This window comes from Glycomyces mayteni (genome assembly GCF_042428885.1).
Classification (GTDB): domain Bacteria; phylum Actinomycetota; class Actinomycetes; order Mycobacteriales; family Micromonosporaceae; genus Glycomyces; species Glycomyces mayteni.
Genome location: NZ_JBHMBP010000003.1, coordinates 36,802 through 62,759, shown reverse-complemented (window position 1 = coordinate 62,759; position 25,958 = coordinate 36,802). Strand labels below are relative to the sequence as shown.

Below are 25,958 nucleotides of genomic sequence, written 5' to 3'. Positions count from 1 at the left end.
GCTCAGGTACCCGCCGGTAGCTCCTCGGCGGACGCGAAAGGCCCGGACGCCGTGAGGCGTCCGGGCCCGTCGGGGGAGTCAGGCGCGGCAGAGGAGCTCGCCGTGGGGGATCATCAGCCACGACTCCTCGGAGGCGCCCCAGGCCTTCCACGCCTCGGAGATCGCCTGGAGGTCTTCGGCGTTCGCGTGGCCGCCGTCGAGGGCCTGCTTGGCGAAGTCGGAGTGGAGGCTGCGGTCGGCCCAGAGGCCGCCCCACCAGGCCCGGTCCGGCTCGTCGGAGAAGGTCCAGGTGGAGGAGGTCGCCTCGATCGCCGTCTCGGGGAACCCGGCCTTGAGGGCCCAGGACTTGAGGCGCCGGCCCGCGTCGGGCTCGCCGCCGCCCGCGCGGGCGACCGTCTCGTACAGGTCGAGCCACGCGGTGAGCCCCTCGGACCCGGGGAACCAGGTGAACGCCGCGTAGTCGCTGTCGCGCACCGCGATCAGCCCGCCGGGCTTCGCGACGCGGCGCATCTCGCGCAGCGCCTGGACGGGGTCGCTCACGTGCTGGAGCACCTGGTGCGCGTGGACGACGTCGAACGTGTCGTCGGCGAACCGGAGGCCGTGGACGTCGGCCTGCTCGAACACGGCGTTGGTGAGCCCGCGCTCGGCCGCCGCGGCCTCGGCCTTCGCGAGGACGTCCGCGACGTAGTCCACCCCGGTCACGCGCCCGTCATGGGCGATCTCGGCGAAGTCCGCGGTGATCGTGCCGGGCCCGCAGCCGATGTCGAGGATCACGTGGTCGGTCTTGAGGTACGGCAGCAGGTACGCCGCCGAGTTCTCGGCGGTGCGCCACGCGTGCGAGCGCAGGACCGATTCGTGGTGACCGTGGATGTACTTCGCAGTCTCGTGTGCCATGGCGCAGAGACTACCTCCGCCGTATCAATCAGTGGGAGAAGGATTTCACCATATGGTCACCATCCGCGCCGCTGGGCGAGCCAGTCGGCCGCTGCGAGGCCGCTCCAGCGTTGGTGGGGGCGGAGGTAGGGGGAGACGTCGGGGATCGGAGGGAGGGCGGACTCGCCGAGGTAGTAGCCGGTGATGGAGGCGAGGGCGGTGTCCAACTGGTCGGGGGCGACGCCGGCGGCGGTGGGGTGGGCCCAGAAGAGGGCGTCGGCGTCGTGGCCGTCGCCGTGGGCGGCGACGAGGAAGCAGGCGGTGTCGAACCAGGGGGAGTGGACCTGGACCCAGTTCCAGTCGCAGATCCATGCCTGGGACGCGCCCACGATCATGTTGTCCGGGCGCAGGTCGAAGTGCATGGCGGCGTCGGACTCCATCGCCTTGTCGATGCCCGATTCCAGCTCGACCAGTTCAGCGAGCCGATGCTCCAGGGGTCCCGGGACGAAGAAGCGCTCCTGGGCGCCCTCCGCCACTCCTGTGAACTGGCGGAGCTTCCCGTCGATCGGGTCGGCCCTGACGCCCAGGTCCAGCAGGGCCTGCGGGGCCGGAGTCAGGGCCTCCGCCGCCTTGGCCCACGCCTCCAGCATCAGGTCGAGGTCCCCGGGGACCATGGGGAACGTCGGGGCCTTGCCCTCGACGCACTCGAAGCCGAGGACGGTCCAGTCGTCCAGGTCGGCGGCGAATTCGAGCCGGGGGGCGGGGACCTCGGCGGGGAGGGCCGTGTTGACGCGGGCCTCCTGGCGGTAGGCGGCGAGGGCCCAGGAGCGGTCGGCGCCCGCGGCCTTGACGAAGAGCTCGGCGCCGGAGTCGGTGCGCAGGCGGGCGGCGAAGCCGCCGCTGAAGCCGCCGCCGGCCATGCGGATGTCGGCGGGCGGGCCGCCGAGCTCCTTGACCACGGTGGCGCGCACGGCTTCCGGGAGGGCCTCCCAGCCGGTGCGGATGGCGGTGCGGTCGTACGGGACGGTCTCGCCGAATCGGGACATGTGGAGAGTCTGACCGCTGTTCACCAGGCCCGCAATCGGTTTTGGCGCATGAAGCGGCCCTCGCGGCCGTGGTGGGGGCGGCAGCGAGGGCCGGGTCTATTCTAGGCGCTCGCGAGCAATGAGGGAATGACCACGGGCAGTACATAGCAGCCGATGTCGCCGACCTCACTTCGGGTGAGGGCCCACTTGGCGGTGCGGGCGTCGCGGCACAGGACCACGAACGCCACCATGCAGCTGAGCGCGCGCTGCGCGTCGGTCATGAACTGGAGCCACGAGTCCGCCTGCGCCGGATCGGGTTCGAGGACGGCGTCGAAGAGGAGCGCGATGACGCGCTCGCCGTCCTTGGAGTAGGCCGCGGCCACGCACACGCGCAGGCGGCCCGGCTGCTCGGGAAGGGTGAGGGTCCTGCGGCTGACGGCGATGTGGTCGTAGTCGGGGAGGTCGGGGCCGTCGGTGAACTGGTACAGGTCCGTGGCGAATTCGGGGCGGGTCTCCATCAGCATGGCGAGGAGTTCGTTGTACTCGATCGACATTCGAGTTCCTAACTTCCGCGTGGGGTCACAAAAGGTGGGTTGTAGGAACAACGAAGACACGAGATTCCGGTTACGGGTAATCGACGCGGTTTGGGGAGGAAACTTGCGGATGGGTCATGTTCCTCGCGGGTAACTCCTGAAACGCCAAGGGGCGCGGCGGGAGTGATCCCGCCGCGCCCCCGTTGCAGCGTTCTTACAGGCCGAGCTGGTGCTCGAAGTTGCCTTCTTCGATGCGCTTGGTGACCGCTTCGAGGTAGCGGGCCGCGTCGGCGCCGTCGATCAGGCGGTGGTCGTAGCTCAGCGTCAGGTGCATGACCGAGCGCACCGCGATCACTTCGCCCAGCTCGGGGTCGTTGATCACGCGGGGGCGCTTGACGATCGCGGCGGTGCCGAGGATCGCGGACTGCCCGACGGGGACGATCGGCGTGTCGAACAGCGCGCCGACCGAGCCGGTGTTGGTGATGGTGAACGTCGCGCCGAACAGGTCGTCGGGCGCGAGGCCGCCGTCGCGGGCCTTCTTGGCGATCTCGGCGATCCGCTTGGCCAGGCCCGGGATGTTCAGGTCGCCGGCGTTCTTGACGACCGGGACGATGAGGCCCTTGGGCGTGTCCACCGCGAAGCCAACGTGCTCGGCCTCGGGGTAGGTGATCGTCTTCTCCTCCATGTTCATGGTGGCGTTGACGACCGGGTACTGCTGGAGCGCCTCGATCGCGGCGATCGAGAAGAACGGCAGGAAGGAGAGCTTCACGCCGTGGCGGGCGAGGAACTCGTCCTTCTTGGCCGCGCGGAGCTTCGCCACCTTCGTGACGTCCACTTCGCGCACCGTGGTGAGCTGCGCCGTGGTCTGCATCGACTGGAGCAGCGCCTTGGCGGCGGCCTGGCGCAGGCGCGACATCTTCTCGGTGCGGCCGCGCAGCGGGCTGACCTCGGCGGGGGCCGGAGCGGCCTTCGCCGGGGCGGCAGCGGCCGCGGGGGCCTCGACCTTCTTGGCGTCGATGAGCGCCTGGACGTCCTCCTTGCGGATGCGTCCGCCCACACCGGACCCGGAGACGGACGCGAGGTCCACCCCGTTGTCGGCGGCGAGCTTGCGCACCAGCGGCGTCACATAGGAGCCCGAGGGCTTCGACGCGGACGGCGCGGCGGCCGGAGCGGCGGCGGCCGCGACCGGGGCCTCGGCGACCTCGGGGGCGGCCGGGGCCGGGGCGGTCGGCGTGGACTCGGCCTGCGCCGGGGCCGGAGCGGGCTCCGGCTCGGACTTCACGGCCGGGGTCGGCTCGGCGGCCGGGGCCGGGGCGGCGGCAGCGGCGTCGCCGGAGCCGATGATCGCCAGGACGGAACCGACCTCGGTGGTCTCGTCCTCGGCGACGCGGATCTCCAGCAGCGTCCCGGCGGCCGGGGACGGGATCTCCGTGTCGACCTTGTCGGTCGAGATCTCCAGCAGCGGTTCGTCGACCTCGACGGTGTCGCCGACGGCCTTGAGCCAAGTGGTCACGGTGCCCTCGGTGACGGACTCGCCCAGCTCGGGGAGCTTCACCTCGGTGCCGGACGCGGCGGCGGCCGGAGCCGGGGCCGCGGCGGGCTCGGCGGCGGGGGCCGGAGCGGCCTCGGCCTTGGGGGCCTCGGGCTCGGGGAGCGGCTCCTGGGCGGGCGCGGGCGCGGGGGCCGCGGGGGCGTCCCCGGCCTCGGACGGGTCGCCGATGATGGCGAGCTCGCCGCCGACCTCGACGTCGGTGTCCTCGGGGACCACGATCTTCAGCAGCACGCCGGCAACCGGGGAAGGAACCTCGGTGTCGACCTTGTCGGTCGAGACCTCCAGGAGCGGCTCGTCGACCTCGACGGTGTCGCCTTCCTTCTTGAGCCACTGGGTGACAGTGCCCTCGGTGACCGACTCACCGAGAGCGGGCATCGTTACCGATGTCGGCATCGTTCGTTCAACTCCTGCGGTTGTGGATTAGTCGTGGGCGTGCAGCGGCTTGCCGGCCAGCAGCATCGCCGCTTCGCCGATCGCCTCGTTCTGGGTGGGGTGCATGTGGATCAGCTGGGCGACGTCGTTCGCGTACGCCTCCCAGTTGTAGATCAGCTCCGCTTCACCGATCTGCTCGGAGATGCGCGCGCCGACCATGTGGACGCCGACGATCGGGCCGTCCTCGACCGCGACGAGCTTGACGAAGCCCTGGGTCTTGAGGATGTTCGACTTGCCGTTGCCCGCGAGGTTGTAGTTGACCGACTTGATCTTGTCGGCGCCGTACTTCTCCTTGGCCTTGTCCTCGTTGAGGCCCATGGAGGCCACCTCGGGCTCGGTGAAGGTGACGCGCGGGATGCCGGTCTCGTCGATGACGGCCGGGTTCAGGCCCGCGATGTGCTCGGCGACGAAGATGCCCTGGAGGAAGCCGCGGTGGGCGAGCTGGATGCCGGGGACGATGTCGCCGACGGCGTAGACGCCGGGGACCGCGGTCTGGAGGTGCTCGTCGACCGGGACGAAGCCGCGGTCGAGGGCGATGCCCTGCTCCTCGTAGCCGAGGTCGGCGGTGACCGGGCCGCGGCCGACGGCCACGAGCACGAGGTCGCCTTCGACGACGGTGCCGCCCTGGATGGTCACCTGGACGCCCGAGGCGGTCCTCTCGACCTTCTCGAAGAACTTGCCGGTGTGGAACTTGATGCCGCGCTTGCGGAACGCGCGCTCCAGCTGCTTGGAGGAGTCGGCGTCCTCGGCCGCGATGAGGCGGGGGAGGCCCTCGATGATCTCGACCTCGACGCCCAGGGACTTCCAGGCGGAAGCGAACTCGACGCCGATGACGCCGCCGCCGATGACGATGGCCTTGTTCGGCAGCTCGGTGAGCTCCAGCGCGTGCTCGGAGGCGATGATCTTCTCGCCGTCGATCTCAAGGCCGGGGAGGGTCTTGGAGTACGAGCCGGTCGCGAGGATCACGTGCTTGCCGGTGACGGTCTGCCCGCCGTCGACCTGGACCGCGTTCGGGCCGACGAGCTTGCCGGTGCCCTGGATGAAGTCGACCTTGTGGGCCTTGACCAGGCCCTGGAGGCCCTTGTACAGCTTGGAGACGACGTCGTCCTTGTACTTCTTCACCGCGGGCATGTCGACGCCCTTGAACTCCGCGAGGATGCCGAACTGCTCGGACTCGCGGGCGGTGTCGGCGACCTCGCCGGCGTGGAGGAGCGCCTTGGTGGGGATGCAGCCGCGGTGCAGGCAGGTGCCGCCGACCTTGTCCTTCTCGATGAGGGCCACCTTCAGGCCCAGCTCAGCGGAGCGGAACGCCGCCGCGTAGCCGCCGCTGCCGCCGCCCAGGATGACGACGTCGTATCCTGCGTTCGGGTCGCTCATTGCTCTCCCCACTTGCCACTTAACGGATGCTTAGGTTCGCTGCCCATCCTTCCACCGGCCGGTACTCGTGGTCGCCCAGACCCGGTGCTTGGAGTGTGCAACACCATTCAACCGCTTGCTGGGAGCTTCGGAAAGTCAAGTTCGTGTGCGGCTGGACACAGGCGTCATAGCGCATGTGTACGCTTGAAAGTCGACATCGGCGGGTGCGTGAGGAGCGGTCGTGGGCTGGTTCGGACGGAAGAAGAAGCAGGGCGACGGGACACTGGACCGCGCCTCGGACAACGGCGACCAGCGCCACCTGGTCGAGTTCATCGGCACGCGCACCGGCGTCGAGGCGTACGTCGAGCCGAAGACCACCGTCACGGAGACCACGGTCATGCTCATCGCGCACGACGGCGAGTGGACGCGGCGCCGCGTCGACGGCCCCGCGGGCGCGTTCGCCCTGGGCCGCAAGCACAACGTGCCGGTGTACGAGGTCGCGAAGGTCGGCTACCCCCAGCGCAAGCGGGACTACGACGCCCGCAAGAAGCTGGAGCGGCAGCGCCGCCAGTAGACGCGGAACGGCCGACCCTCGCGGACCGGCCGTTCGTGAATTCTCGCGCACTGTCCCGCCATCTGACGGTGAACTAGGCGGCGTGCTCCTCCAGGAGCGCCACGAGCGTGCGCACCGGCACCCCGGTCGCGCCCTTCGCCGTGTACCCGTGCGCCGAGTCCGAGTCGGCGGGGCCCGCGATGTCGAGGTGCGCCCACGGGATCTCCTCGGGCACGAACTTCGACAGGAAGATCCCGCCCTGGATCATGTGCCCGTCGCGCTTGAGGCCCGCCGCGCACTGCGAGACGTCGGCGATCGAGGACTCCATGAGCTTGACGATGTCGTCGGGGAAGGGCATGGGCCAGCCGTGCTCGCCGGTCTCCTCGCCGATGCGGCGGACCCGCTCGGTCTCAGAGTCGGTGCCCATCAGGCCCATGGTGCGGCGGCCGAGCGCGATGAGCTGCCCGCCGGTGAGGGTGGCGACGTCGTAGACCGCGTCGGGCTCGTCCTCGACGGCCCGCGAGAGCGCGTCGGCGAGGACCAGGCGGCCCTCGGCGTCGGTGTTGAGGACCTCGACGGTCATGCCGTTGCGGATGGTGAGCACGTCGGAGGGGCGGTAGGCCGAGCCGGAGACGAGGTTCTCCGCGAGCGCGACGGTGCACGTCACGTTCACGTTCAGGCCCAGCTTCGCGGCGGCGACGGTCGCGCCGACGACGGCCGCGGCCCCGGCCATGTCGTACTTCATCTCCCACATGCCCGCGGCCGGCTTGATCGAGTAGCCGCCGGAGTCGAACGTGATGCCCTTGCCGACGAGCGCGATGTGCTTGCGCGCGCCCTCGGGCCGGTACGACAGCCGCACCAGGCGCGGCTCCGCGGCCGACCCGCCGCCGACGGCGAGCACGCCGCCGTAGCCGCCCGCCGAGAGCGCCTCGGCGTCGAGGATCTCGACCTCCAGGCCCGCCGCGACGGCGGCCTGCTCGATCTCGACGGCGAACGTCGGCGGGCGCAGCAGGTTCGCGGGGGAGGACACCCAGTCCTTGACGAGGGCGACGCTCTCGCCGAGGACCCGCGCCCGCGCCGCGGCCGCCTCGGACGCGCCGTAGACCGCGATCGACTCGGGGGCCGCGTCGCCGCCGCCGTCGGTCTTGAAGCCCTCGTACTTGTACGCGCCGAGGACCGCGCCGGTGGCCGTCGCCTCCGGGTCGCCCTCGAACGCGATCGCGACGGTGGCCTTCCCGAACGCGGCTCGCACGGCGGTGCCCGCGGCCCGGCGCAGCGTCTCGTCGTCGAGGTCGTCGGCGTCGCCCAGGCCCACCGCGTACACCAGGCCCGCGTGGAGACCCTCGGGCGCGGGCAGGCGGGTGAGCGACCCGGCGGCCCCGGTGTTCCCGAGGGCCGCGAGCTGCGCGGCGAGGCGCCCGTCGAACTCGGCGTCGACGCCGGAGAGGCTCTCGGGGAGCACGGGCGCGTCCTCGCCGGAGAAGACGCCCACGACGAGGACCTCGACGTCCGCGTTCGCGGCGTCGCCGGAGGCGCTCAGCAGATCAGTCACGATCGTTCCTTAGCTGTTTCGGGGACCAAATGCTCCGATCCTAGCCACTGGGACGCGCACGATAGGCTCTGTCCCATGTCCGAACCGTCGCTGCTCACCTCACCGCTGCACTCCCGCCACATCGAACACGGCGCCAAGTTCGCCGAGTTCGCCGGCTGGGACATGCCCCTCCAGTACCCGAGCGGCGTGCTCGCCGAGCACCAAGCGGTGCGCACCGGGGTCGGCGTCTTCGACGTCTCGCACCTCGGCAAGGTCTGGGTGACCGGCGAGGGCGCCGCGGCGTTCGTCAACCGCTGCCTCGCGAACGACCTTGACCGGATCGGCCCCGGCGGCGCGCAGTACACGCTGTGCCTGGACGAGTCCGGCGGCGTCGTGGACGACCTCATCGCCTACCGCTTCGGCGACGACCAGGTCTTCCTGATCCCCAACGCCGCCAACACGGCCGAGGTCGCCCGCCGTCTCGCCGCCGCGGCCCCCGAGGGCGTCGAGGTCCGCGACGTGCACCGGTCCTTCGCCGTGATCGCCGTCCAGGGCCCCGAGTCGCCGCGCATCCTCGAATACCTCGGCCTGCCCCACGAGCACGACTACATGAGCTTCCGCGAGCGCCTCGTGGACCACGCCGACGTCATCGTCTGCCGCTCCGGCTACACCGGCGAGACCGGCTTCGAGCTGGTCGTCCCGAACGAGGCCGCGGGTGACCTGTGGGACGCGATGCTCGTCGCCGGGGCCGCCCCGTGCGGGCTCGGCGCCCGCGACACCCTGCGCCTGGAGATGGGCTACCCGCTCCACGGCCAGGACCTGAGCCTCGACATCACCCCCGTGCAGGCCCGCCTCGGCTGGGCCGTCGGCTGGGACAAGCCCGAGTACTGGGGCAAGGCCGCCCTCGACGCCGAGAAGGCCGCCGGGCCGCGCCGCCGCCTGTGGGGCCTGGAGGCCACCGGCAAGGGCGTCCCGCGCGCCCACATGACCGTCCTCGACGGCGACGCCGTCGTCGGCGAGACCACCTCCGGCACCCACGCGCCGACCCTGAAGAAGGGGGTCGCGCTCGCGCTCCTCGACGCCGCGTACAAGCCCGGCGCGGAGCTCGAACTCGACGTCCGCGGGCGGCGCCTGCCGGTGCGGGTCGTCAAGCCCCCCTTCACGAAAGCCACTCCCAAATAGACCGCGACCAACCCTGACCTTGCCTGGCGCGACGTTCTCAGATAGCGTTTACCAGAACCTCGCAGACGAAGGAGTCACATGTCAGGCACCCCGCATCGCTATGCCATCGTCGGGACCGGATCGCGCGCCACGATGTACGTCAGGGCCATCATCGAGCGGGGTGACCGGACCGCGCTCGTCGCGCTGGCGGACACGAACCCGAAGCGGATCGCCCACCACGCCGCCGCGGTCGCCGAGGCGGGCCTGCCCGCCCCGGCGCTCTACGCCGCCGCGGACTTCGCGCGCCTCCTCGCCGAGACCGACCCCGACACCGTCATCGTCACCTCGGTCGACGCCACCCACCACGAGTACATCCTCGCCGCGCTCGCCGCGGGCAAGGACGTCATCTCCGAGAAGCCGCTGACCACCACCGCCGAGCACGCCGCGCAGATCCTCGAAGCCGAGCGCAACTCGGCCGGGACGGTCACCGTCACCTTCAACTACCGCTACAACCCCCTGCACGAGAAGGTCGCCGAGCTCCTGCGCGAGGGCGCGATCGGCGAGATCACCTCCGTGGGCTTCGACTGGCTCCTCGACACCCGCCACGGCGCGGACTACTTCCGCCGGTGGCACCGCGAGGAGGCCAACTCGGGCGGGCTGCTCGTCCACAAGTCCGGCCACCACTTCGACCTCGTCAACTGGTGGCTCGACGCCGCCCCCGTGCGCGCCTTCGCCAAGGGCAAGCTCGCGTTCTACGGCGAGAACGGCAAGGTCAACGGCCACGACCTCGGCTACGCGCGCGTCCACGGCGCCGAGGCCGCGAAGGACGACCCGTTCGCGCTCCACATGGCCGAGAACCCGACCCTCAAGGCCCTGTACCTCGACGCCGAGGACGAGGACGGCTACGTCCGCGACCAGTCCGTGTTCGCGCCGGGCATCACCATCTACGACGACATGATGTCCCTGGTGGACTACGATTCCGGCGTGACGCTCTCCTACCGGCTCACCGCCTACTCGCCCTGGGAGGGCTACCGGGTCCACTTCAACGGCACCCAGGGGCGGCTCGAACTCCTCGTCGTGGAGAACGACCACGTCAACCCGGCCCTCAAGGGCCCCAACGGCGCCAGCATCCACGGCACCCACGCCGCGGCCGAAGAGGGCTGGTACGAGCTCACGGTCCACCCGTTCTGGGCCAAGCCCGAGAAGATCGACCTCGGCGAGTACAACCGCGCCGGGCACGGCGGCGGCGACACCCGCATGCTCGGCGTCCTCTTCGACGGCGACACCGACCCGCACGACCGCTCCGCGAACGCGCAGGACGGCGTGAACGCGCTGGCCGCGGGCCTGGCGTCCAACGAGTCGATCCGCACTGGGCAATCGGTTGCCGTCTCCGACCTCTTCAAGCTGGGGGAGTAGATGACGCTCCATCCCGACCGCCTCTTCCCCGCCGACGAGCGCACCCGCGCCATCGCGCGGGAGATCCACCGCAACACCGCGGACCTGCCGCTGGTCAGCCCCCACGGGCACGTCGACCCGCGACTCATGTCGGAGAACCGGCCGTTCCCCGACCCGGCCCGCCTGTTCGTCGTCCCCGACCACTACCTGACCCGGATGCTCTACGCGCAAGGCGTGCGCCCCGACGAGCTCGGCGTCCCCTCCGCGACCGGCGAACCCTCCGAAGTAGACGGCCGCGCGATCTGGCGGCGCTTCGCCGAGCACTACAAGCTGTTTCGCGGCACGCCCTCGAAACTGTGGCTCGACTACACGTTCGCCGAGGTCTTCGGCATCTACAAGGACCTCGGCCCCGACACCGCCGACGAGTTCTACGACCACCTCTCCGCGCGCCTCGCCGAACCGGCGTTCCGCCCCCGGGCCCTGTTCGACAAGTTCAACATCGAAGTCCTCGCCACCACCGAGTCCCCCGTGGACTCACTGGAGGCCCACGCGGCCCTCGAAGCCCTCCCGGGGGCGGGCGGCCGCAAGTGGGGCGGGCCTGGAGGCAAGGTCGTCACCACGTTCCGGCCCGACAACCTGGTCGAACCCGACTGGCCCGGCTGGAAGGAGCGCGTCGAGCGGCTCGGCGAGATCACCGGCGAGGACACCTCCACCTTCGACGGATTCCTCACCGCCCTCCGCAAGCGCCGCCAGGACTTCATCGCCGCCGGGGCCACCTGCACCGACCACGGCAACCGGACCGCCATCACGATCGACGACCCCGCCAAGGCCGCGAAGATCTTCCACAAGGCGCTCGAAGGGAAGGCCCACTTCGGTGAGCTGTGGGAGTTCCCCGCGCTCATGCTCGTGGAGTTCGCCCGCATGAGCGTCGATGACGGCCTGGTCATGCAGCTGCACCCCGGCGCGGACCGGAACCACAACAAGTGGCTCTACGAGGGCTGGGGCCGCGACGTCGGCGGCGACATCCCCTCGTCCAACGATTACACGATCGGGCTCAAGCCGCTCCTGAACGCCTTCGGCAACCACCCGCGCTTCCGCATCGTCCTCTACACCCTGGACGAGACGGTCTTCAGCCGCGAGATCGCGCCCCTCGCGGGCGGCTACTCCGCGGTCTTCGCGGGCGCCCCCTGGTGGTTCCTCGACTCCCCGGAAGGCATGCGCCGCTTCAGGGAGGCGATCCACGAGACCGCCGGGTTCTACAACACCGCCGGGTTCGTCGACGACACCCGCGCGTTCTGCTCCATCCCGGCCCGCCACGACCTGGCCCGCCGCATCGACGCCTCCTACCTCGCGCGCCTCGTCGCCGAGCACCGCATGACCGACGCAGAGGCCGCCGAAACGGCGATCGACCTCGCCTACCACCTCCCCCGCAAGATCTACGGATTGGAACAGTAAGTGCCGACTCGAATCGAACGCCTCGAAGTCCACGACGTCCGGTTCCCGACCGCGACCGCAGGCGACGGCTCGGACTCGATCAACCGGGCCGACTACTCCGCCTGCTACGTGGAGCTGTTCACCGACGGCGGCCCCACCGGCACCGGCTTCACCTTCACCGGCGGCCGCGGCACCGAGATCTGCGTCCAAGCCGTCAAGGCCTACGCGCCCCTCGTCGTCGGCCGCACGGTCGAAGCGATCTTCGCGAACCCCGTCGAGTTCTCCCGCTCCCTCGTCCAGGAGCCGCAGATCCGCTGGCTCGGCCCCGAGAAGGGCGCCACCCACATGGCCGTCGGGGCGATCGTCAACGCCGTGTGGGACCTGCGCGCCAAACTCGAAGGCAAACCCATGTGGCGCCTCCTCGCCGAGATGGACTCCGCCGAACTCGCCGCGCAGGTCGACTACCGCCACATCGAGGACGAGCTCACCTACGACGAGGCCGTCGCGATCCTCGACGAAGGCCGCATCGGCTACGAGGACCGCCTCAAAGTCCTGGAGCACGACGGCTTCCCGGCCTACACCACCTCCGTCGGCTGGCTCGGCTACTCCGACGACAAGGTCCGCGCCCTCACCGAGCAGGCCGTCGCCGACGGCTGGACCGCCGCCAAGATGAAAGTCGGCTCGCCCGACGTCGCCGACGACGTGCGCCGCGCCCGCATCATCCGCGACGTCCTCGGCCCCGACCGGCTCCTCATGATGGACGCCAACCAGATCTGGTCCGTCCCCGAGGCCATCGACAACATGCGCCAGCTCGCCGCGTTCGACCCCTACTGGATCGAGGAGCCCACCCACCCCGACGACATCCTCGGCCACGCCAAGATCGCCAAGGCCGTCGACCCGATCCGCGTCGCCACCGGCGAAGTCGCCGCCAACCGAGTCATCTTCAAGCAGCTCCTCCAGGCCGAGGCCATCAAGGTCTGCCAGATCGATGCCTGCCGCGTCGGCGGCATCCCCGAAGTCCTCGCCACCCTCCTCATGGCCGCCAAGCACGGCGTGGACGTATGCCCCCATTCGGGCGGAGTCGGACTCTGCGAATACGTGCAGCACCTCGGCATGTTCGAATACCTTCGGATCGGGAAGACCCTGGAGGGACGCATGATCGAGTACGTCGACCACCTGCACGAGCACTACACGGACCCCGTCACCGTCGTGGACGGCCGCTACCGGCTCCCCACGCAGCCCGGCTACTCGGTCACCCTCAAGGCCGAGTCCATCGCCGAGTTCTCCTACCCGGACGGACCGGCGTGGAGCGCCTAAGCGACGAAGTCCTCAAGCGGCTCCCCGGGGACGTCACCGTCCCCGGGGACCGCCCCGACCGCTCCGGGATACTCCACCTCGGCGCCGGCGCGTTCCACCGCGCCCACCAAGCCGTCTACACCGACGACACCGACTGGGGCGTCACCGTCGCCGCCCCGCGCTCCCGCGACGTCATCGACGCCCTCGCCGCCCAGGACGGCCTCTACTCCGTCGCCACCCTCGGCCGCAGTTCCGGCAACGACAGCGGCGCCGACCTCCGCGTCATCGGATCGATCGTGGACACCCTCCACATCGCCACCGAACGCGACCGCGCCGTCAGCCTCGTCGCCGACCCCGCCACGCACGTCGTCACCCTCACCGTCACCGAGAAGGCCTACCGCGACCCGCACGGCGTCCCCGGCCTCCTCGCCGACGGCATCGCCCGCCGCGCCGCCGACGACGGCCCGCCGCTCACGATCCTGTGCTGCGACAACCTCCCCGACAACGGGAAGACCACCCGCGCCGCCGTCGAACCCCTCCTCGGCGACGCCGCCCGCGCCTGGGCCGAGACGCACGTGACGTTCCCCTCCAGCATGGTCGACCGCATCGTCCCCGCCTCCACGCGCGCCACCTACGAGCGCGCCCTCAGCGTCCTCGGCGTCACCGACCTCGCCGCCGTCGAGGCCGAACCGTTCTCCCAGTGGGTCATCGAGGACGACTTCGCCGGGCCCCGCCCCGGCTGGGACGCCACCTACACCGCCGACGTCGCCGGATGGGAGCGCCTGAAACTGCGCACCCTCAACGGCGTCCACTCCACCCTCGCGTACCTCGGCGCGCTCGCCGGGACCGAGACCGTCGCCGAGGCCCTCGCGCTCCCGGGCGCCGAGGACTTCGCGCGCTGGCTCGTCGCCGAGCAGATCGCGCCCTCGTTCACCCCGCCCGACGGGCAGGACACCGTCGCGTACGGCGACAGCGTCTTGGAGCGGTTCGCGAACCCCGGCATCCGCCACCGCTGCATCCAGATCGCCATGGACGGCTCGCAGAAGCTCCCGCAGCGCCTGTTCGCCACCATCGGCGACCTCGCCGCCGCCGGGATCGACCTCGACCTGATCGCGCTGCCGCTCGCCGCCTGGACGCGCTTCTGCGCCGGGAAGGCCGACGACGGCGCCGACCTGCCGCTGGACGACCCGCTGCGCGACGTGCTGCGCCAGAGCCTCGCCGCCGCCGGTCCGAACCCGGCCGCGAGAATCGACGCGATCCTCGGCATCCGCCAGGTCGTCCCCGAACCCCTCGCCGACAACCACCAGCTGCGCCGGGCCGCCGCCAAATGGCTGCGCGAACTCGACCGGCACGGCGTCGCCACCACCCTGGAGCACCTGTGACAACGAGCATCCCGCGCGTCGCCCTCGTGGGCGCCAACGGCTTCGGCCTCCACCACCGCGAGCACAACCTCGCCCCCCGCGTCGAACGCGGCGAACTCGCGTTCGTCGGCATGTGCGACACCGCCGAGATCCAGGAGCGCCCCGGCGCCCTCATCGGCGACACGCCCGTCTTCGACGACTACAAGGCGATGCTCGACGCCACCGACCCCGACGTGGTCATCATCGCGACCCCGCCGCCCTCGCACCTGCCGATCGCGGGCGACGCGATGCGCCACGGCGCCGACATCTACCTGGAGAAGCCCCCGGTCACCAACCTCGACGAGTACCGGAAGCTCTACGACGTCATGACCGAGACCGGCCGCAACGTGCAGGTCGGCTTCCAGGCCCTCGGCTCCCACGCGTTCAACGCCGTCCGCGACGCCATCGAGGCCGGCCGCTTCGGCGAGATCGAGTCGATCGGCGTCGCCGGGTCCTGGCAGCGCCCCGACTCCTACTACCGCCGCTCCGCCTGGGCTGGGAAGCGCGAGCTGAACGGCACGCTCGTCGCCGACGGCGCCCTCGCCAACCCGTGGGCCCACGCCTCCCAGCAGGCCATCGCCCTCGCGGGGGACTGGCCCCTCCACGGCCCCGTCGAGCTCGAACGCCTCCGCACCCGCGAGTCGATCCAGGTGGACGACACCGCCGCCTGGCGCGCGGTGAACAAGAACGGCGTCCGCATCACCGTCGCCGTGACCCTCTGCGGCGACGAGAAGGTCGAGGGCGACATCTACATCAAGGGCACCGAGGGCGAGGCCTGGTACGGCTTCCGCGAGGACCTCCTGCGCCTCCCCGGCGAGACCGAGGCCAAGCAGTACGGCACCACGAACCTCCTCGACAACCTCCTGGCCCACCGCCGCCGCGGCGTCGGCCTCATCTCCGGCCTGCGCCGCGCCAAGCCCTTCACCGGCGTCCTGGAGCAGGTCCTCACCTCGCCCGTCCCGCGCCTGGTGGACGAGAAGCACCTCGAACGCGTCGGCGACGACCCCGTGACGATCCTCAAGGGCGTCGACCGGGCCGTGGTCGACGCCGCCACCCGGGGCAAGCTCTTCAGCGAGCTCGACCTCCCCTGGGCCTGAACGGGAACGGGCCCCCGGGAACGATCCCGGGGGCCCGCGTCTCATAGGGTCACGCTGCGCCCGCGGACGCGGTGACCACGGACTTCACCTGCGAGGGCGTGGTCAGGGAGTACCCGTACGGGACGCCGCCGACCGAGCCGCTCGACGCGGGCGTCGAGGTGTTCACCAGGTAGTTGTTCCTGGAGACGATCCGGCCCGGGTCCGAGGAGCCCTCGCCGATGTGGACGGCGTCGTCGGCGTTCTCCAGGTAGTTCCCCTCGAACAGGACGCCGGCGTTCTCGGTGGTGGCGACGCAGTACGAGCCGATGTTCGAGTAGTAGTTGTTGTAGACGTGGACGGTCTCGCCGAACCGCACGCGCGGGGTGCGCTGGTTCGTGCCGTTGAACCAGTTGTGGTGGTAGGTGACCCGCAGGTGGCCGATGTCCTGGCCGCCGTTGGAGTCGGAGTGGCCCAGCAGCATCGTCTTGTCGGTGCCGTTGAACCGGTTCCACGACACGGTGATGAAGTCGGAGCCGCGCTTGATGTCGAGCGCGCCGTCGTAGCCGGTGCCGAAGGTGTTGTTGTCGAACCACAGGTTCGTTGACGAGTCCTGGACGTTGATCGCGTCGTCGGACCAGTTGTTGAACCGCATGTTGAACACGATCACGTTGCGGTCGGAGTCGAAGTTGAGGCCGCCGCCGGTGAAGGTGGCGCCCGAGTTCCCGATGATGGTGGTGTTGGAACCGACGTTCACCATGCCGGACAGGGCGATCGTGCCGCTGACGCGGACGATCTTGGCGCTGCTGGAGGCGACCGCGGAGGTGAACGCCGAGGCGGTGGACACCGTGGTGGTGGGCCCGCCCGCGCCGCCGGTGGTGCCGCCGTTCTGCGTGGCCCAGCCGGTGAGGCCGGTCTGGGCGAACGCGGGTGCCGGGTCGAAGGCGGTGACCGAGAGCGCGGCGAGCGCCAGCGCCGCGACGAGTCCGAGGACCCGTCTGGCCGTGAGGGAGACGATCGTCGACATTGACGAACCATCCTTTCGTTGGTGAGGGAGACGCAACATATCGATATGCGTCTATTTCTCACGGTAAGCCGGAACGGACAGCGTTTGCAAGGGGTCCGTCCCAGATCTCCCGGTTCGGCAACCGGTTGCTGTAGGCGGGAATGTTGGGTCGTGCTACAAACTCCCCATGGCTCTTTTCGACCTCCCCTTGGAACAGCTCCGCGAGTACCGCCCCGACGTGCCCGAACCGGCCGACTTCGACGAGTTCTGGAAGACGACCCTCAGCGAGGCCGGCGGGTTCGGCCTCGACGTGCGGCTCGAACCGTACGACGCCGGTCTCCCCGGCCTCGACGTCCTCGACGTCGAGTTCGCCGGGTGGGGCGGCCACCCGATCAAGGCGTGGCTGGTCAAGCCCAAGGGCGCCGAGGGCCCGCTCCCGTGCGTCGTGGAGTACATCGGCTACTCCGGCGGCCGCTCCTACCCGTGGGCGCACACCGTGTTCCCGGCGGCGGGCTGGGCGCACTTCGTCATGGACACCCGCGGCCAGGGCTACGGCAACTGGCAGCCCGGCGACACCGCCGACCCCTACGGCACCACCGGCCCCACGAACAAGGGGTGGATGACGCAGGGCCTCGAATCGCCCGAGCACTACTACTACCGGCGGGTCTTCACCGACGCGTACCGCGCGGTGGACGTCGCGAAGGGCCTCGACGGGATCGACCCCGACCGGATCGTGGTCGCGGGCGGCAGTCAGGGCGGCGGCATCACCCAGGCCGTGGGCGGCCTGCGCTCCGACCTCGCGGGCGCGATCGTCGACGTGCCGTTCCTGACGCACTTCCAGCGGGCCGTGACGATCACCGACGCGTTCCCGTACCAGGAGATCGTCGAGTTCCTCTCGGGCCAGCGCCTGCGCGAGGACCGGGTCTTCGCCACGCTCAACTACTTCGACGGCCTGCACTTCGCGGCCCGCGGCACCGCGCCCGCGCTGTACTCGGTGGGCCTGATGGACGACGTCTGCCCGCCGTCCACGGTCTTCGCGGCGTACAACCGCTGGCAGGGGGAGAAGCGGATCACCGTGTGGCCCTGGAACAAGCACGAGGGCGGCGGCGTCCACCAGCGCGGCGAGCACCTGAAGTTCCTCGCCGAGCGCCGCTAGCCGGACCGCGGCGGAAGACGGGGAAGGGCGGGACCTGCGGGTCCCGCCCTTTCGCTACGCCTCGCGGATCTTGAGCCGCTCCAGCGCCTCGTCGTGGAGGAGCCCGTTGGTGGCGAGCGCGGACCCGCCGTCGGGGCCGGGGCGTCCGCGCAGGTCGGTGAAGGTCCCGCCGGCCTCTTCGACGATGAGGGCGAGCGGGGCCAGGTCCCACAGGGCCACTTCGGGTTCGGCGGCGATGTCCACGGCGCCCTCGGCGAGGAGGCAGTAGGAGTAGAAGTCGCCGAAGCCGCGTTCGCGCCAGGCCTCGTGGAGGAGGCCGAGCATGGCGCCCTGGCGGTCGACCTTGGCCCAGCCGGTGATCGAGGAGATGCTGACGGAGGCGTCGGCGAGCTTGCCGACCTTGGAGACGCTGATGCGCTTCCCGGCGCGCTGGTCGCGTCCGGCGAAGGCCCCGGCGCCCTTCATGGCCCACCAGCGGCGGTTGAGGGCGGGGGCGGAGACGACGCCGACGACGGGCTCGCCGCGGTCGAACAGGGCGATGAGCGTGGCCCAGATGGGGACGCCGCGCACGTAGTTGCGGGTGGCGTCGATGGGGTCGATGACCCATTTGCGGCCGGAGGCGCCCGGGTTGTCGCCGTACTCCTCGCCGTAGATGCCGTCGCGGGGGCGGGCGCGTCCGAGCGTGGAGCGCAGCACCTCTTCGATGGTGGTGTCGGCGTCGGTGACCTCGGTCATGTCCGGTTTCGACGAGACGCGCAGGTCCGTGGAGCGGAACCGGCTCGTGCCGATCTGGGCCGCGGAGTCCGCGAGCAGATGCGCGAGGCCGAGATCGTCGTTGTAGCTGGAAGAGGGCATGGGCTCATCCTACTGACCCGGCCCCCGTGTTCAGTTCTTCGAGTCCGCTTCGTGGAGCGAGGCGAGGACGCGGCGGAAGGAGGCGAGTCGTCCGGCGCGCGGGTCGTCGGGTCCGATCTCGGCGTCGAGGGCGCAGTCGCCGATCTCGGGGGTGTGGGTGCAGCCGCGGGGGCAGTCGCGGGCGACCTCGGCGAGTTCGGGGAACGCCTTGAGGATCGAGTCGGCGGTGACGTGGGCGAGGCCGAAGGAGCGGACGCCGGGGGTGTCGATGACCCAGCCGCCGCCGGGCAGCTCGAAGGAGACGGTGCTGGTGGAGGTGTGGGAGCCCTTGCCGATGGACCGGACCTCGCTGACGGCGCGCCCGGCGCCGGGGACGAGCCGGTTGACGAGGGTGGACTTGCCGACGCCGGAGTGCCCGAAGAACACGTTCTCCTTGTCGCGCAGGAGGTCCACGAGTTCGTCGAGGGGGCTGTCGGGCTCGGTGGCGACGATGGTGAGGTCGAGCTGCGAGTAGTAGGCCCGCACCTCTTCGACCATGGTGGGGGCGAGGTCGTTCTTGGTGAGGCACAGGATGGGCGCGACGCCGGCGTCGTAGGCGGCGACGAGGCACCGGTCCACGAACCCGTACCGCAGCGGCGGGTCGACGGTGGAGGCGACGACGACGAGGCGGTCGACGTTGGCGACGACGACGCGCTCGGTGGCGTTCTCGTCGTCGGCGGAGCGCCGCAGCTCGCCGTGGCGCTCCTCGATCCGCACGATGCGCGCGAGGGTCCCGGGGCTGCCGGTGAGGTCGCCGACGAGGCCCGCGCGGTCGCCGACCACGATGGACTGCTTGCCGAGTTCGCGGGCCTTCATTGCGGTCACGGTGGTCTCGCCGACGCGGCAGGTGTAGCGGCCGCGGTCGACGGCGGTCACGAAGCCTTCCTTGGCGTTCGCGTGCTTGGGCCGGATCTTGGTGCGGGGGCGGGAGCGCCGGGAGGCGCGCACCTTGACGTCGTCCTCGTCCCACTCCTCGTCATCGTCGTCGGGGTCGACGTCCCAGTCCGGCTTCGGCAACGGCTATTCCTTCCCGCGCACGGCCTGCTCCCAGACCTCGGCGAAGTCCGGCCAGGTCTTGGAGGTGCAGGCGACGTCGTCGAGGACGAGTCCGGGGACGACGAGTCCGGCGACGGCCCCGGCATGGGCCATGCGGTGGTCGGCGTAGGTGCTCCAGGTGCCGCCGGGGCCGCGGCCGCCGGAGTTGACGCGGAAGCCGTCGTCGTACTCGTCGACGTCGGCGCCGATCTTGCGCAGCTCGGTGACCAGGGCCGAGACGCGGTCGGTCTCGTGGCCGCGGATGTGGGCGACGCCGCGGATCGTGAAGGGGCCCTGGCTGACGCCGAAGAGCGCGGCGAGCGCGGGGGTGAGTTCGGCGGCGTCGGCGAGGTCGAGTTCGCCGGGGATCGGCTCGCCGGAGCCGACGGCGGTCAGGCCCCCGCGGCTCCACTCGACGCGGGCGCCGAGCTGCGCGAGGAGGTCGCGGACGGCGTCCCCGGCCTGGGTGGTCTCGGTGGGCCAGCCCTCGACGGTGACGGTGCCGCCCGCCGTGGCGGCGGCGATGAGGAACGGGGCGGCGTTCTGGAGGTCGGGCTCGATGGTCCAGGTGCGGCCCTGGAGCTCGCCGGGGGCGACCCGCCAGCGGTTCGGCTCGGAGTCGTCGACGTCGGCCCCGGCCTGGCGGAGCATGTGGACGACCATGTCGAGGTAGGGGCGGCTGGGCACGGGCCGGTCGCCGGTGTGGCGCAGGTCGAGCCCCTCGGTGAACCGCGGCGCGGCCATGAGCAGCGCGGACACGAGCTGCGAGGTCTTGGCGGCGTCCACTTCGAGGGCGCCGCCGCGGACGCTCCCGGTGGCCTCGACGGTGAACGGCAGGGCGAGGCGCCCGCCGTCCTCGATGCCGACGCCGAGGTCGCGCAGGGCCTTGATGACGCCGTCGTTGGGGCGCTTGCGCGCGTGCGGGTCGCCGTCGAAGGCCACGGGCCCGTCGGCAAGCGCGGCGACCGGCGGCAGGAACCGCATGACGGTCCCTGCGAGCCCGCAGTCCACGGAGGTGCCGCCCTTGAACCGGCCGGGTGCGACGGTCCACGCGTCGTCGTCGGCGGTGTCGACGCCGACGCCGATCGCCCGCAGGCCCTCGACCATGAGGAGCGTGTCGCGGGCGATGAGAGGGCGCTCGATGGTGCTGGGTCCGGCGGCGAGCGCGGAGAGGACGAGGGCGCGGGCCGTCATCGACTTCGAGCCGGGCACGCGGACGACCGCGTCGAGCTCGGCCTCCGCGTACGGGGCCTCCCAGCGGCGCTTCTCGGGGGCGGCGGTTGCGTTCACGCCCGCCAGTCTAGTGGTCCGGTGTGCGGGAACCGGGTGGTCGCCGGGCCGGGGGTGGCGTCCCGCGGTCCCGGCAGAAATGGAGGAGCCGGATTGTCGGGGGCGGGGGTTACGGTACGGGCATGTGCGGAAGGTACGCGAACAGCAAGTCGAGCCCCAGCATGGCGGCGCTCTTCGACGCCGAGGACCTCATCGCGGGCGCGTGGACCCCGAGCTTCAACATCGCGCCCACGGTGCAGGCGCCGGTGGTCCGCCGCTCGAAGTCCCGCGAGGAGCGGGTGGTGGAGCTGGCCCGGTGGGGCCTGGTCCCGCCGTGGGCCTCGGACCCGGCGATCGGGGCGCGGATGTTCAACGCGCGCATCGAGACCGTGGCGTCCTCGCGCGCGTACAAGCGGCCGTTCGCGACGCGGCGCGCGCTCGTCCCGGCCGACGGCTGGTACGAGTGGCGCAAGCTCCCCGGCGGCGGCAAGCAGCCCTACTTCTTCACCCGCCCCGGCGGCGTGGTCTTCGCCGGGCTCTGGGACACCTGGAAGGACGGAGACCTGACCCTGCTGACCTTCACGGTGCTCACGTGCCCGGCCATGGGCGAGGCGATGGAGACCATCCACGACCGCATGCCCTACGTCCTCCCGCCCGAGCGGTTCACCGCCTGGCTGGGGGAGGAGGACGCCGACGAGGGGGAGCTCCTCGCGGGTCCGCTCCCGTCCCTGCCCGGGGACCTGGAGATCCGGAAGGTCGGCCGCGGCGTCGGCCGCGCCTCGAACGACGGGCCGGAACTGATCCGCCCGGCCGACGGCGAGGAGGGGCCGTCCACACTTCCTGGATTGTGAAGTCAATCACAGTAGTGCATTGGTATCTGTACCACAACTCGTCGGTCTTTCGTGTACAAGCCGTCGCCGGCTGAAGGGAACGCTTCCCCGCGTCTCGGCGTAGACGCCCGGAAGGGCTGCGGCGGCAAGTGAAATAGGGAGGCAGCAATGCGGCGAATCCGCCCCGAGGAAGTAGCCCGCGCCCGGAAGGACCCCCGGCTGCTCGACGCCGCCGAATACCGCAACGAGTCCCTCGGGGGCTCGTACCGGATGAGCGGCGACGACTGGCTCCGCCGAGGCAACTGCGCCGAGGCCGAGCCCGACGTCATGTACCCCGAGCCCCGCGAGCCCATCGACGAGGCCCTGGCCATGTGCGCGTCCTGCCCGGTCCGCACGCCCTGCCTGGTGCGCGCCCTCGAAGCCCGCGACCGCCACGGCGTCTGGGGGGCCACCGCGCCCCGCGAGCGCCGCGCCATGATCGAGGTCTGGAAGGACATCAACCCCCTGGCCGTCGGCGCCTAGCGCCCCGGCCCGAACGGCCGCGACCGCCCCGCCCCAGGGCGACCGTCGCGGCCATTTCGCTGCTCCGGGCAAGGGGGAGAAACCTCCCCGGACCGGCGGCGGTGTCTGGTCCGCCGGCCCGGGGCAGGTACTGGGAGTTCACACCCCGGCTCGCGCCGCGGCGATCAAGGCCCTTCCGGACCCACTGTCGTTAACGACCGCGCGCACCGAAAGTTACCGATTCAATCCACAAAGTAATCATTTCGGATGGTTCCTCAACACTTCCCCCGCTTCGCCCCGCCCCGGCGCCCCAGCTCCCGCAGTGTGGCCGATCCGACTCCCGCATTCCGCTCCCGGCGGAATGAACCCGCCCCCGCCGCTGTTGAGCCCGGTGAGTCTCCGACCTCGCTGTAAGGAGCGCATCGCATATGACCACCACCGTCCGCGGCCGCGAAGACGAGCGCCTGGCCGCTCTCCTGAGCGGACCCGAATGGTCCCCCGCCTACGGGTCCGATCCCGTCGGCGGCGTCACCGCCGCAGGTATTTCCGCCGTCCCCGCCCAGGGCCCTGCCGTAGGCTCGGCTTCTGAGGCCGACGAGAGGGAGACGGTGACCGAGGCAGGAAGCGAGACCGCCCAGGAGCGGCGCGCGCGTTTCGAACGCGACGCGATGCCCCTGATCGACCAGCTCTACGGCGCCGCCCTGCGCATGACGCGCAACCCGGCCGACGCCGAGGACCTCGTCCAGGAGACCTTCCTCAAGGCCTACTCGAAGTTCCACCAGTTCCGCGAGGGCACCAACCTCAAGGCGTGGCTGTACCGGATCCTCACCAACACGTACATCAACTCGTACCGCAAGAAGAAGCGCCAGCCGCTCACCTCGCCCACCGACGAGATCACCGACTGGCAGCTCGCCGACGCCGAGTCCCACTCGGCCTCCGGCCTGCGCTCCGCCGAGACCGAGGCCCTCGACCACCTGCCCGACTCCGACGTCAAGGACGCCCTCCAGCGCCTCGGCGAGGACTTCCGCCTCACCGTCTACCTCGCCGACGTCGAGGGCTTCTCCTACAAGGAGATCGCCGACATCATGGGCACGCCCATCGGCACCGTCATGTCCCGCCTCCACCGCGGACGGCGCCAGCTCCGCCAGCTGCTGAGCTCCTACGCCGCCGACCGCGGCCTCTCGCCCGCACAGGAGGGCCAGTCGTGACCAGCGAAGCGGACAAGCCCCACCTCGACTGTCGCGAGGTGCTCGAAGAGGTCTACCTCTACCTCGACGAGGAATGCTCCGACGTGCGCCGCGGCGTCATCAAGGACCACCTCGAAGAGTGCTCGCCGTGCCTCTCGGAGTACGGCATCGAGCAGGAGGTGCGCGCCATCGTGCACCGCTGCTGCTCCAAGGAGGTCGCCCCCGACGACGTCAAGGAGCGCCTCCGCCAGAAGCTCCACGCCATCGAGCAGGTCAGCGAGCTGTTCAGCGAGGTCGCCGAGCGCGATCGCTGACCGCCCGGCGCACCCCGCTCAGGCGGCGTTCGCCTCGACCATCCCGATCGAGATCTGGAGCGACGCCTCCCTGATCTCGTCCTCCGAGTCGTCGACCCGCGGGTACGTGATCCAGTTGCTGTAGAGGGTCGTGATCGCGTCCCACGCGCGCATGCGGTGGATCAGCGGCGCGTCCCCGTCGACGAGCAGCCCGTGGAGGCGGCGCTGGCGCAGCCGGAACACCGACATGCGGTCGAGGCGGGTGAGCGCGGCCTGGTTGTTCTGCATGAACCGCAGCACCGGCACGTGCGCGCGGATGACCTCCGCGTAGCGGCGCAGCAGCTCGGTGCGGGTGCCCAGGACCCTCGGCTGGGTGTCGCCCCAGTCGCAGATGCCGTCCAGGTCGTTCGCGTAGGACTCGAAGAAGCTCGCCGCGATGTCTTCCTTCGTCTTGAAGTGGTAGTACAGCGCGGCCTTGGTGACGCCGAGGTGCTCGGCGATCTCCCTGAGAGAGGTGTGCTCGTAGCCGTGCTCGCTGAAGAGCGCGATCGCGGTCTGCTGGATGCGCTCGCGGGTGCTCGGCTGGTTCTGCTCGCGCGGTTCGCGCGGCGACTCGGTCATGTGGGCAAGTCTCGTTCTTGTCCGGTTCGGCCAGTGCCATCGCGGGGCAGTCGCGGCCACGGCCGCCTGCCCCGCCAAGCGCTAGCTGTTCGGCCGCTTCCCGTGGTTCGCGGCCTTCTTCTTACGCGACTTGCGCTTGCGAGCTGCTTTCGCCATGGCTTCCTCCTCGGTGGTCGGGAATTCAGTGGGTCAACCTTACCGGTACCTGCGCGACCGTCCGGAGGGCGTTGACGACGGGGTGAAATCGACGGACCCTTGGGGGGTGTGCGAAGGGCTCCCGCCCGGTCCGCGGGAAGCCCCGGCGGCGGTGGACGACCCTGGCGCGCGTGGACTAGGCTTCATTTTGAAGGTTTGTTTAATATTTACTGCGGTACCCAGGCGGTACACACCCGACAAGGAGCGACCCGTGAACCAGCCCCAGGCCGGCGCCCTCGACCCCACCGGCGACGAGCAGCCCGGCGTCGGCATGGCCGCCGACATCGCCGAGCAGCCCGGCGTCTACGCCGACGTGCTCGACCACGGCGCCGCCGAGATCGCCCGCATCGCCGCCCTCATCGCCCAGCGGCGCCCGCGCTCGATCGTGTTCACCGCCCGCGGCACCTCCGACCACGCCGCCCTGTACGCCGCCTACCTCACCGAGATCCGCCTCGGCCTCCCCGCGAGCCTCGCCAGCCCCTCCGTCGTCACCGTCTACGACGCCCGCCCCGACTGGTCCGACAGCCTCGTCATCGCCGTCTCCCAGTCCGGCGGCTCCCCCGACCTCGCCCAGGTCGTCGCCGCCGCCCGCGCCGGAGGCGCCCTCACCCTCGCCGTCACCAACAACCCCGGCTCCCGCCTCGCCAACGAGGCCGAACTCCACCTCGACGTCCGCGCCGGCCACGAGCGCGCCGTCGCCGCCACCAAGACCTACACCGCCGAACTCCTCACCCTCCTGCTCCTCATCGAAGGCATCCGCACCGGCACCGGCCGCCTCGACGCCGCCGAGGCCGCCGCCCTCGACAAGCTCCCCGAGCTCGCCCAGAGCGTCCTCGACGACCCCGGCGCCGCCGAACTCGCCGGCCGCTACCGCTTCGCCTCCCGCTTCGTCACCACCGGCCGCGGCTACGCCTACCCCACCGCCCGCGAGACCGCCCTCAAACTCATGGAGACCTCCTACCTCCCCTCCCTCGCCTTCTCCGGCGCCGACCTCCTCCACGGCCCCCTCGCCATGGCCGACCCCGGCGTCCCCGTCCTCGCCGTCGTCGGCTCCGGCCCCGGCGGCCACGCCATGTGGAACGTCCTCACCCGCCTGGAGAAGCAGCGCGCCGACGTCGTCATCGTCGGCGCCGCCGACGTCCCCGGCCAGACCGCCCGCCTCGCCACCCCCGCCGTGGACGAGCGCATCGCGTCCCTCCTCGACATCCTTCCGCTGCAACGCCTCGCGCTCCACCTCGCAATTGAACGGGGCGAGAACCCCGACGCCCCAAGGGGTCTCAAAAAGGTCACGGAGACGGTGTGATCCCAGCTCCGAAGGCGTGCACAAACTGCTGTTCACCTTCGGTTCACCGAGACG

The 25,958-nt window shown here is 71.0% G+C and carries 25 protein-coding genes; 13 read left to right on the top strand and 12 right to left on the bottom strand.

From position 1 onward, the window contains the following. Positions 1-78: 78 nt before the first annotated feature. The 5 genes from ACFFXY_RS12835 to lpdA form a co-directional block, all read right to left on the bottom strand. Positions 79-894: a class I SAM-dependent methyltransferase gene (locus ACFFXY_RS12835; protein WP_382350796.1), complete on the bottom strand. Its 816-nt coding sequence runs from the start codon at positions 892-894 to the stop codon at positions 79-81. Positions 895-950: 56 nt separating this feature from the next. Continuing rightward, complete coding sequence (locus tag ACFFXY_RS12830) at positions 951-1,919, bottom strand: phosphotransferase family protein (protein ID WP_382350794.1); 969 nt, start codon at positions 1,917-1,919, stop codon at positions 951-953. Between the two features lie 101 nt (positions 1,920-2,020). Further along, complete coding sequence (locus ACFFXY_RS12825) at positions 2,021-2,452, bottom strand: hypothetical protein (RefSeq protein WP_382350791.1); 432 nt, start codon at positions 2,450-2,452, stop codon at positions 2,021-2,023. Between the two features lie 193 nt (positions 2,453-2,645). Beyond that, positions 2,646-4,376 (bottom strand): 2-oxoglutarate dehydrogenase, E2 component, dihydrolipoamide succinyltransferase, encoded by a 1,731-nt coding sequence (sucB, locus tag ACFFXY_RS12820; protein WP_382350788.1) that lies wholly within the window; start codon positions 4,374-4,376, stop codon positions 2,646-2,648. 27 nt (positions 4,377-4,403) lie between these two features. Beyond that, positions 4,404-5,792 carry a dihydrolipoyl dehydrogenase gene (lpdA, locus tag ACFFXY_RS12815; protein WP_382350785.1) on the bottom strand — a complete coding sequence of 463 codons (1,389 nt, stop codon included), beginning with the start codon at positions 5,790-5,792 and terminating at the stop codon, positions 4,404-4,406. A 220-nt stretch (positions 5,793-6,012) separates the two neighbouring features. Between lpdA and ACFFXY_RS12810 the strand changes: the two genes are divergently transcribed. Continuing rightward, positions 6,013-6,345: an oxidoreductase gene (locus tag ACFFXY_RS12810; RefSeq protein ID WP_382350782.1), complete on the top strand. Its 333-nt coding sequence runs from the start codon at positions 6,013-6,015 to the stop codon at positions 6,343-6,345. Positions 6,346-6,418: 73 nt separating this feature from the next. On the opposite strand, the gene ACFFXY_RS12805 is transcribed toward ACFFXY_RS12810, so the two are convergent. Next, complete coding sequence (locus ACFFXY_RS12805; RefSeq protein ID WP_382350779.1) at positions 6,419-7,876, bottom strand: leucyl aminopeptidase; 1,458 nt, start codon at positions 7,874-7,876, stop codon at positions 6,419-6,421. A gap of 75 nt (positions 7,877-7,951) precedes the next feature. Between ACFFXY_RS12805 and gcvT the strand changes: the two genes are divergently transcribed. The 6 genes from gcvT (at position 7,952) to ACFFXY_RS12775 (ending at position 15,638) form a co-directional block, all read left to right on the top strand. Continuing rightward, complete coding sequence (gcvT, locus tag ACFFXY_RS12800; RefSeq protein WP_382350776.1) at positions 7,952-9,037, top strand: glycine cleavage system aminomethyltransferase GcvT; 1,086 nt, start codon at positions 7,952-7,954, stop codon at positions 9,035-9,037. 78 nt (positions 9,038-9,115) lie between these two features. Then, positions 9,116-10,432 carry a Gfo/Idh/MocA family oxidoreductase gene (locus ACFFXY_RS12795; RefSeq protein WP_382350773.1) on the top strand — a complete coding sequence of 439 codons (1,317 nt, stop codon included), beginning with the start codon at positions 9,116-9,118 and terminating at the stop codon, positions 10,430-10,432. Continuing rightward, positions 10,433-11,866, top strand: coding sequence for a glucuronate isomerase (gene uxaC, locus ACFFXY_RS12790; protein ID WP_382350770.1), 1,434 nt, complete (start codon positions 10,433-10,435; stop codon positions 11,864-11,866). Beyond that, on the top strand, positions 11,867-13,162 hold the full coding sequence (locus ACFFXY_RS12785; RefSeq protein ID WP_382350767.1) for an enolase C-terminal domain-like protein: 1,296 nt from the start codon (positions 11,867-11,869) through the stop codon (positions 13,160-13,162). Next, positions 13,150-14,523 carry a mannitol dehydrogenase family protein gene (locus ACFFXY_RS12780; RefSeq protein ID WP_382350764.1) on the top strand — a complete coding sequence of 458 codons (1,374 nt, stop codon included), beginning with the start codon at positions 13,150-13,152 and terminating at the stop codon, positions 14,521-14,523. Before ACFFXY_RS12785 ends, ACFFXY_RS12780 begins: the two co-directional genes overlap by 13 nt. Continuing rightward, positions 14,520-15,638 (top strand): Gfo/Idh/MocA family protein, encoded by a 1,119-nt coding sequence (locus tag ACFFXY_RS12775; protein WP_382350761.1) that lies wholly within the window; start codon positions 14,520-14,522, stop codon positions 15,636-15,638. The genes ACFFXY_RS12780 and ACFFXY_RS12775 overlap by 4 nt, the downstream gene beginning before the upstream one ends. A gap of 49 nt (positions 15,639-15,687) precedes the next feature. Here the strand turns inward: ACFFXY_RS12775 and ACFFXY_RS12770 are convergent, their stop codons facing one another. Beyond that, positions 15,688-16,641, bottom strand: coding sequence for a pectate lyase family protein (locus ACFFXY_RS12770; protein ID WP_382350758.1), 954 nt, complete (start codon positions 16,639-16,641; stop codon positions 15,688-15,690). A gap of 166 nt (positions 16,642-16,807) precedes the next feature. Between ACFFXY_RS12770 and ACFFXY_RS12765 the strand changes: the two genes are divergently transcribed. Next, positions 16,808-17,776: an acetylxylan esterase gene (locus ACFFXY_RS12765; protein ID WP_382350755.1), complete on the top strand. Its 969-nt coding sequence runs from the start codon at positions 16,808-16,810 to the stop codon at positions 17,774-17,776. A 54-nt stretch (positions 17,777-17,830) separates the two neighbouring features. Here the strand turns inward: ACFFXY_RS12765 and hisN are convergent, their stop codons facing one another. Genes hisN through aroA form a run of 3 tightly spaced genes read right to left on the bottom strand, consistent with a single transcriptional unit; the run spans position 17,831 to position 20,995 of the window. After that, entirely contained in the window at positions 17,831-18,631 is an 801-nt protein-coding gene (hisN, locus tag ACFFXY_RS12760) for a histidinol-phosphatase (RefSeq protein ID WP_382350752.1), read from the bottom strand. 30 nt (positions 18,632-18,661) lie between these two features. Then, positions 18,662-19,687: a ribosome small subunit-dependent GTPase A gene (gene rsgA, locus ACFFXY_RS12755; protein ID WP_382350749.1), complete on the bottom strand. Its 1,026-nt coding sequence runs from the start codon at positions 19,685-19,687 to the stop codon at positions 18,662-18,664. Positions 19,688-19,690: 3 nt separating this feature from the next. Next, positions 19,691-20,995, bottom strand: coding sequence for a 3-phosphoshikimate 1-carboxyvinyltransferase (gene aroA, locus ACFFXY_RS12750; protein WP_382350746.1), 1,305 nt, complete (start codon positions 20,993-20,995; stop codon positions 19,691-19,693). Positions 20,996-21,117: 122 nt separating this feature from the next. Here aroA and ACFFXY_RS12745 point away from each other — a divergent pair, with 122 nt between their 5' ends. The 4 genes from ACFFXY_RS12745 (at position 21,118) to rsrA (ending at position 23,806) form a co-directional block, all read left to right on the top strand. Beyond that, positions 21,118-21,825, top strand: a complete 708-nt coding sequence (locus ACFFXY_RS12745; RefSeq protein ID WP_382350743.1) for an SOS response-associated peptidase — start codon at positions 21,118-21,120, stop codon at positions 21,823-21,825. 147 nt (positions 21,826-21,972) lie between these two features. Beyond that, positions 21,973-22,326, top strand: coding sequence for a WhiB family transcriptional regulator (locus tag ACFFXY_RS12740; RefSeq protein ID WP_382350740.1), 354 nt, complete (start codon positions 21,973-21,975; stop codon positions 22,324-22,326). 407 nt (positions 22,327-22,733) lie between these two features. Then, positions 22,734-23,513: a sigma-70 family RNA polymerase sigma factor gene (locus ACFFXY_RS12735; RefSeq protein WP_382350737.1), complete on the top strand. Its 780-nt coding sequence runs from the start codon at positions 22,734-22,736 to the stop codon at positions 23,511-23,513. Next, positions 23,510-23,806 (top strand): mycothiol system anti-sigma-R factor, encoded by a 297-nt coding sequence (gene rsrA / locus ACFFXY_RS12730; RefSeq protein ID WP_360050223.1) that lies wholly within the window; start codon positions 23,510-23,512, stop codon positions 23,804-23,806. The genes ACFFXY_RS12735 and rsrA overlap by 4 nt, the downstream gene beginning before the upstream one ends. 18 nt (positions 23,807-23,824) lie before the next feature. Here the strand turns inward: rsrA and ACFFXY_RS12725 are convergent, their stop codons facing one another. Together ACFFXY_RS12725 and ACFFXY_RS12720 are read right to left on the bottom strand one after the other, a co-directional pair. After that, positions 23,825-24,406 carry a TetR/AcrR family transcriptional regulator gene (locus tag ACFFXY_RS12725; protein WP_382350734.1) on the bottom strand — a complete coding sequence of 194 codons (582 nt, stop codon included), beginning with the start codon at positions 24,404-24,406 and terminating at the stop codon, positions 23,825-23,827. A gap of 81 nt (positions 24,407-24,487) precedes the next feature. After that, on the bottom strand, positions 24,488-24,562 hold the full coding sequence (locus ACFFXY_RS12720) for a 50S ribosomal protein bL37 (protein WP_374209694.1): 75 nt from the start codon (positions 24,560-24,562) through the stop codon (positions 24,488-24,490). A 310-nt stretch (positions 24,563-24,872) separates the two neighbouring features. Between ACFFXY_RS12720 and ACFFXY_RS12715 the strand changes: the two genes are divergently transcribed. Further along, positions 24,873-25,904, top strand: a complete 1,032-nt coding sequence (locus tag ACFFXY_RS12715; RefSeq protein WP_382351994.1) for an SIS domain-containing protein — start codon at positions 24,873-24,875, stop codon at positions 25,902-25,904. Positions 25,905-25,958 lie beyond the last annotated feature (54 nt).

What these genes read in the sequence shown, in the direction of transcription:
- ACFFXY_RS12835 (WP_382350796.1), bottom strand. Translation starts at nt 894, where the DNA reads ATGGCACACGAGACTGCGAAGTACATCCACGGTCACCACGAATCGGTC.
- ACFFXY_RS12830 (WP_382350794.1), bottom strand. Translation starts at nt 1,919, where the DNA reads ATGTCCCGATTCGGCGAGACCGTCCCGTACGACCGCACCGCCATCCGC.
- ACFFXY_RS12825 (WP_382350791.1), bottom strand. Translation starts at nt 2,452, where the DNA reads ATGTCGATCGAGTACAACGAACTCCTCGCCATGCTGATGGAGACCCGC.
- sucB (WP_382350788.1), bottom strand. Translation starts at nt 4,376, where the DNA reads ATGCCGACATCGGTAACGATGCCCGCTCTCGGTGAGTCGGTCACCGAG.
- lpdA (WP_382350785.1), bottom strand. Translation starts at nt 5,792, where the DNA reads ATGAGCGACCCGAACGCAGGATACGACGTCGTCATCCTGGGCGGCGGC.
- gcvT (WP_382350776.1), top strand. Translation starts at nt 7,952, where the DNA reads ATGTCCGAACCGTCGCTGCTCACCTCACCGCTGCACTCCCGCCACATC.
- ACFFXY_RS12795 (WP_382350773.1), top strand. Translation starts at nt 9,116, where the DNA reads ATGTCAGGCACCCCGCATCGCTATGCCATCGTCGGGACCGGATCGCGC.
- uxaC (WP_382350770.1), top strand. Translation starts at nt 10,433, where the DNA reads ATGACGCTCCATCCCGACCGCCTCTTCCCCGCCGACGAGCGCACCCGC.
- ACFFXY_RS12770 (WP_382350758.1), bottom strand. Translation starts at nt 16,641, where the DNA reads ATGTCGACGATCGTCTCCCTCACGGCCAGACGGGTCCTCGGACTCGTC.
- ACFFXY_RS12765 (WP_382350755.1), top strand. Translation starts at nt 16,808, where the DNA reads ATGGCTCTTTTCGACCTCCCCTTGGAACAGCTCCGCGAGTACCGCCCC.
- hisN (WP_382350752.1), bottom strand. Translation starts at nt 18,631, where the DNA reads ATGCCCTCTTCCAGCTACAACGACGATCTCGGCCTCGCGCATCTGCTC.
- ACFFXY_RS12745 (WP_382350743.1), top strand. Translation starts at nt 21,118, where the DNA reads ATGTGCGGAAGGTACGCGAACAGCAAGTCGAGCCCCAGCATGGCGGCG.
- ACFFXY_RS12740 (WP_382350740.1), top strand. Translation starts at nt 21,973, where the DNA reads ATGCGGCGAATCCGCCCCGAGGAAGTAGCCCGCGCCCGGAAGGACCCC.
- ACFFXY_RS12735 (WP_382350737.1), top strand. Translation starts at nt 22,734, where the DNA reads ATGACCACCACCGTCCGCGGCCGCGAAGACGAGCGCCTGGCCGCTCTC.
- ACFFXY_RS12725 (WP_382350734.1), bottom strand. Translation starts at nt 24,406, where the DNA reads ATGACCGAGTCGCCGCGCGAACCGCGCGAGCAGAACCAGCCGAGCACC.
- ACFFXY_RS12715 (WP_382351994.1), top strand. Translation starts at nt 24,873, where the DNA reads ATGGCCGCCGACATCGCCGAGCAGCCCGGCGTCTACGCCGACGTGCTC.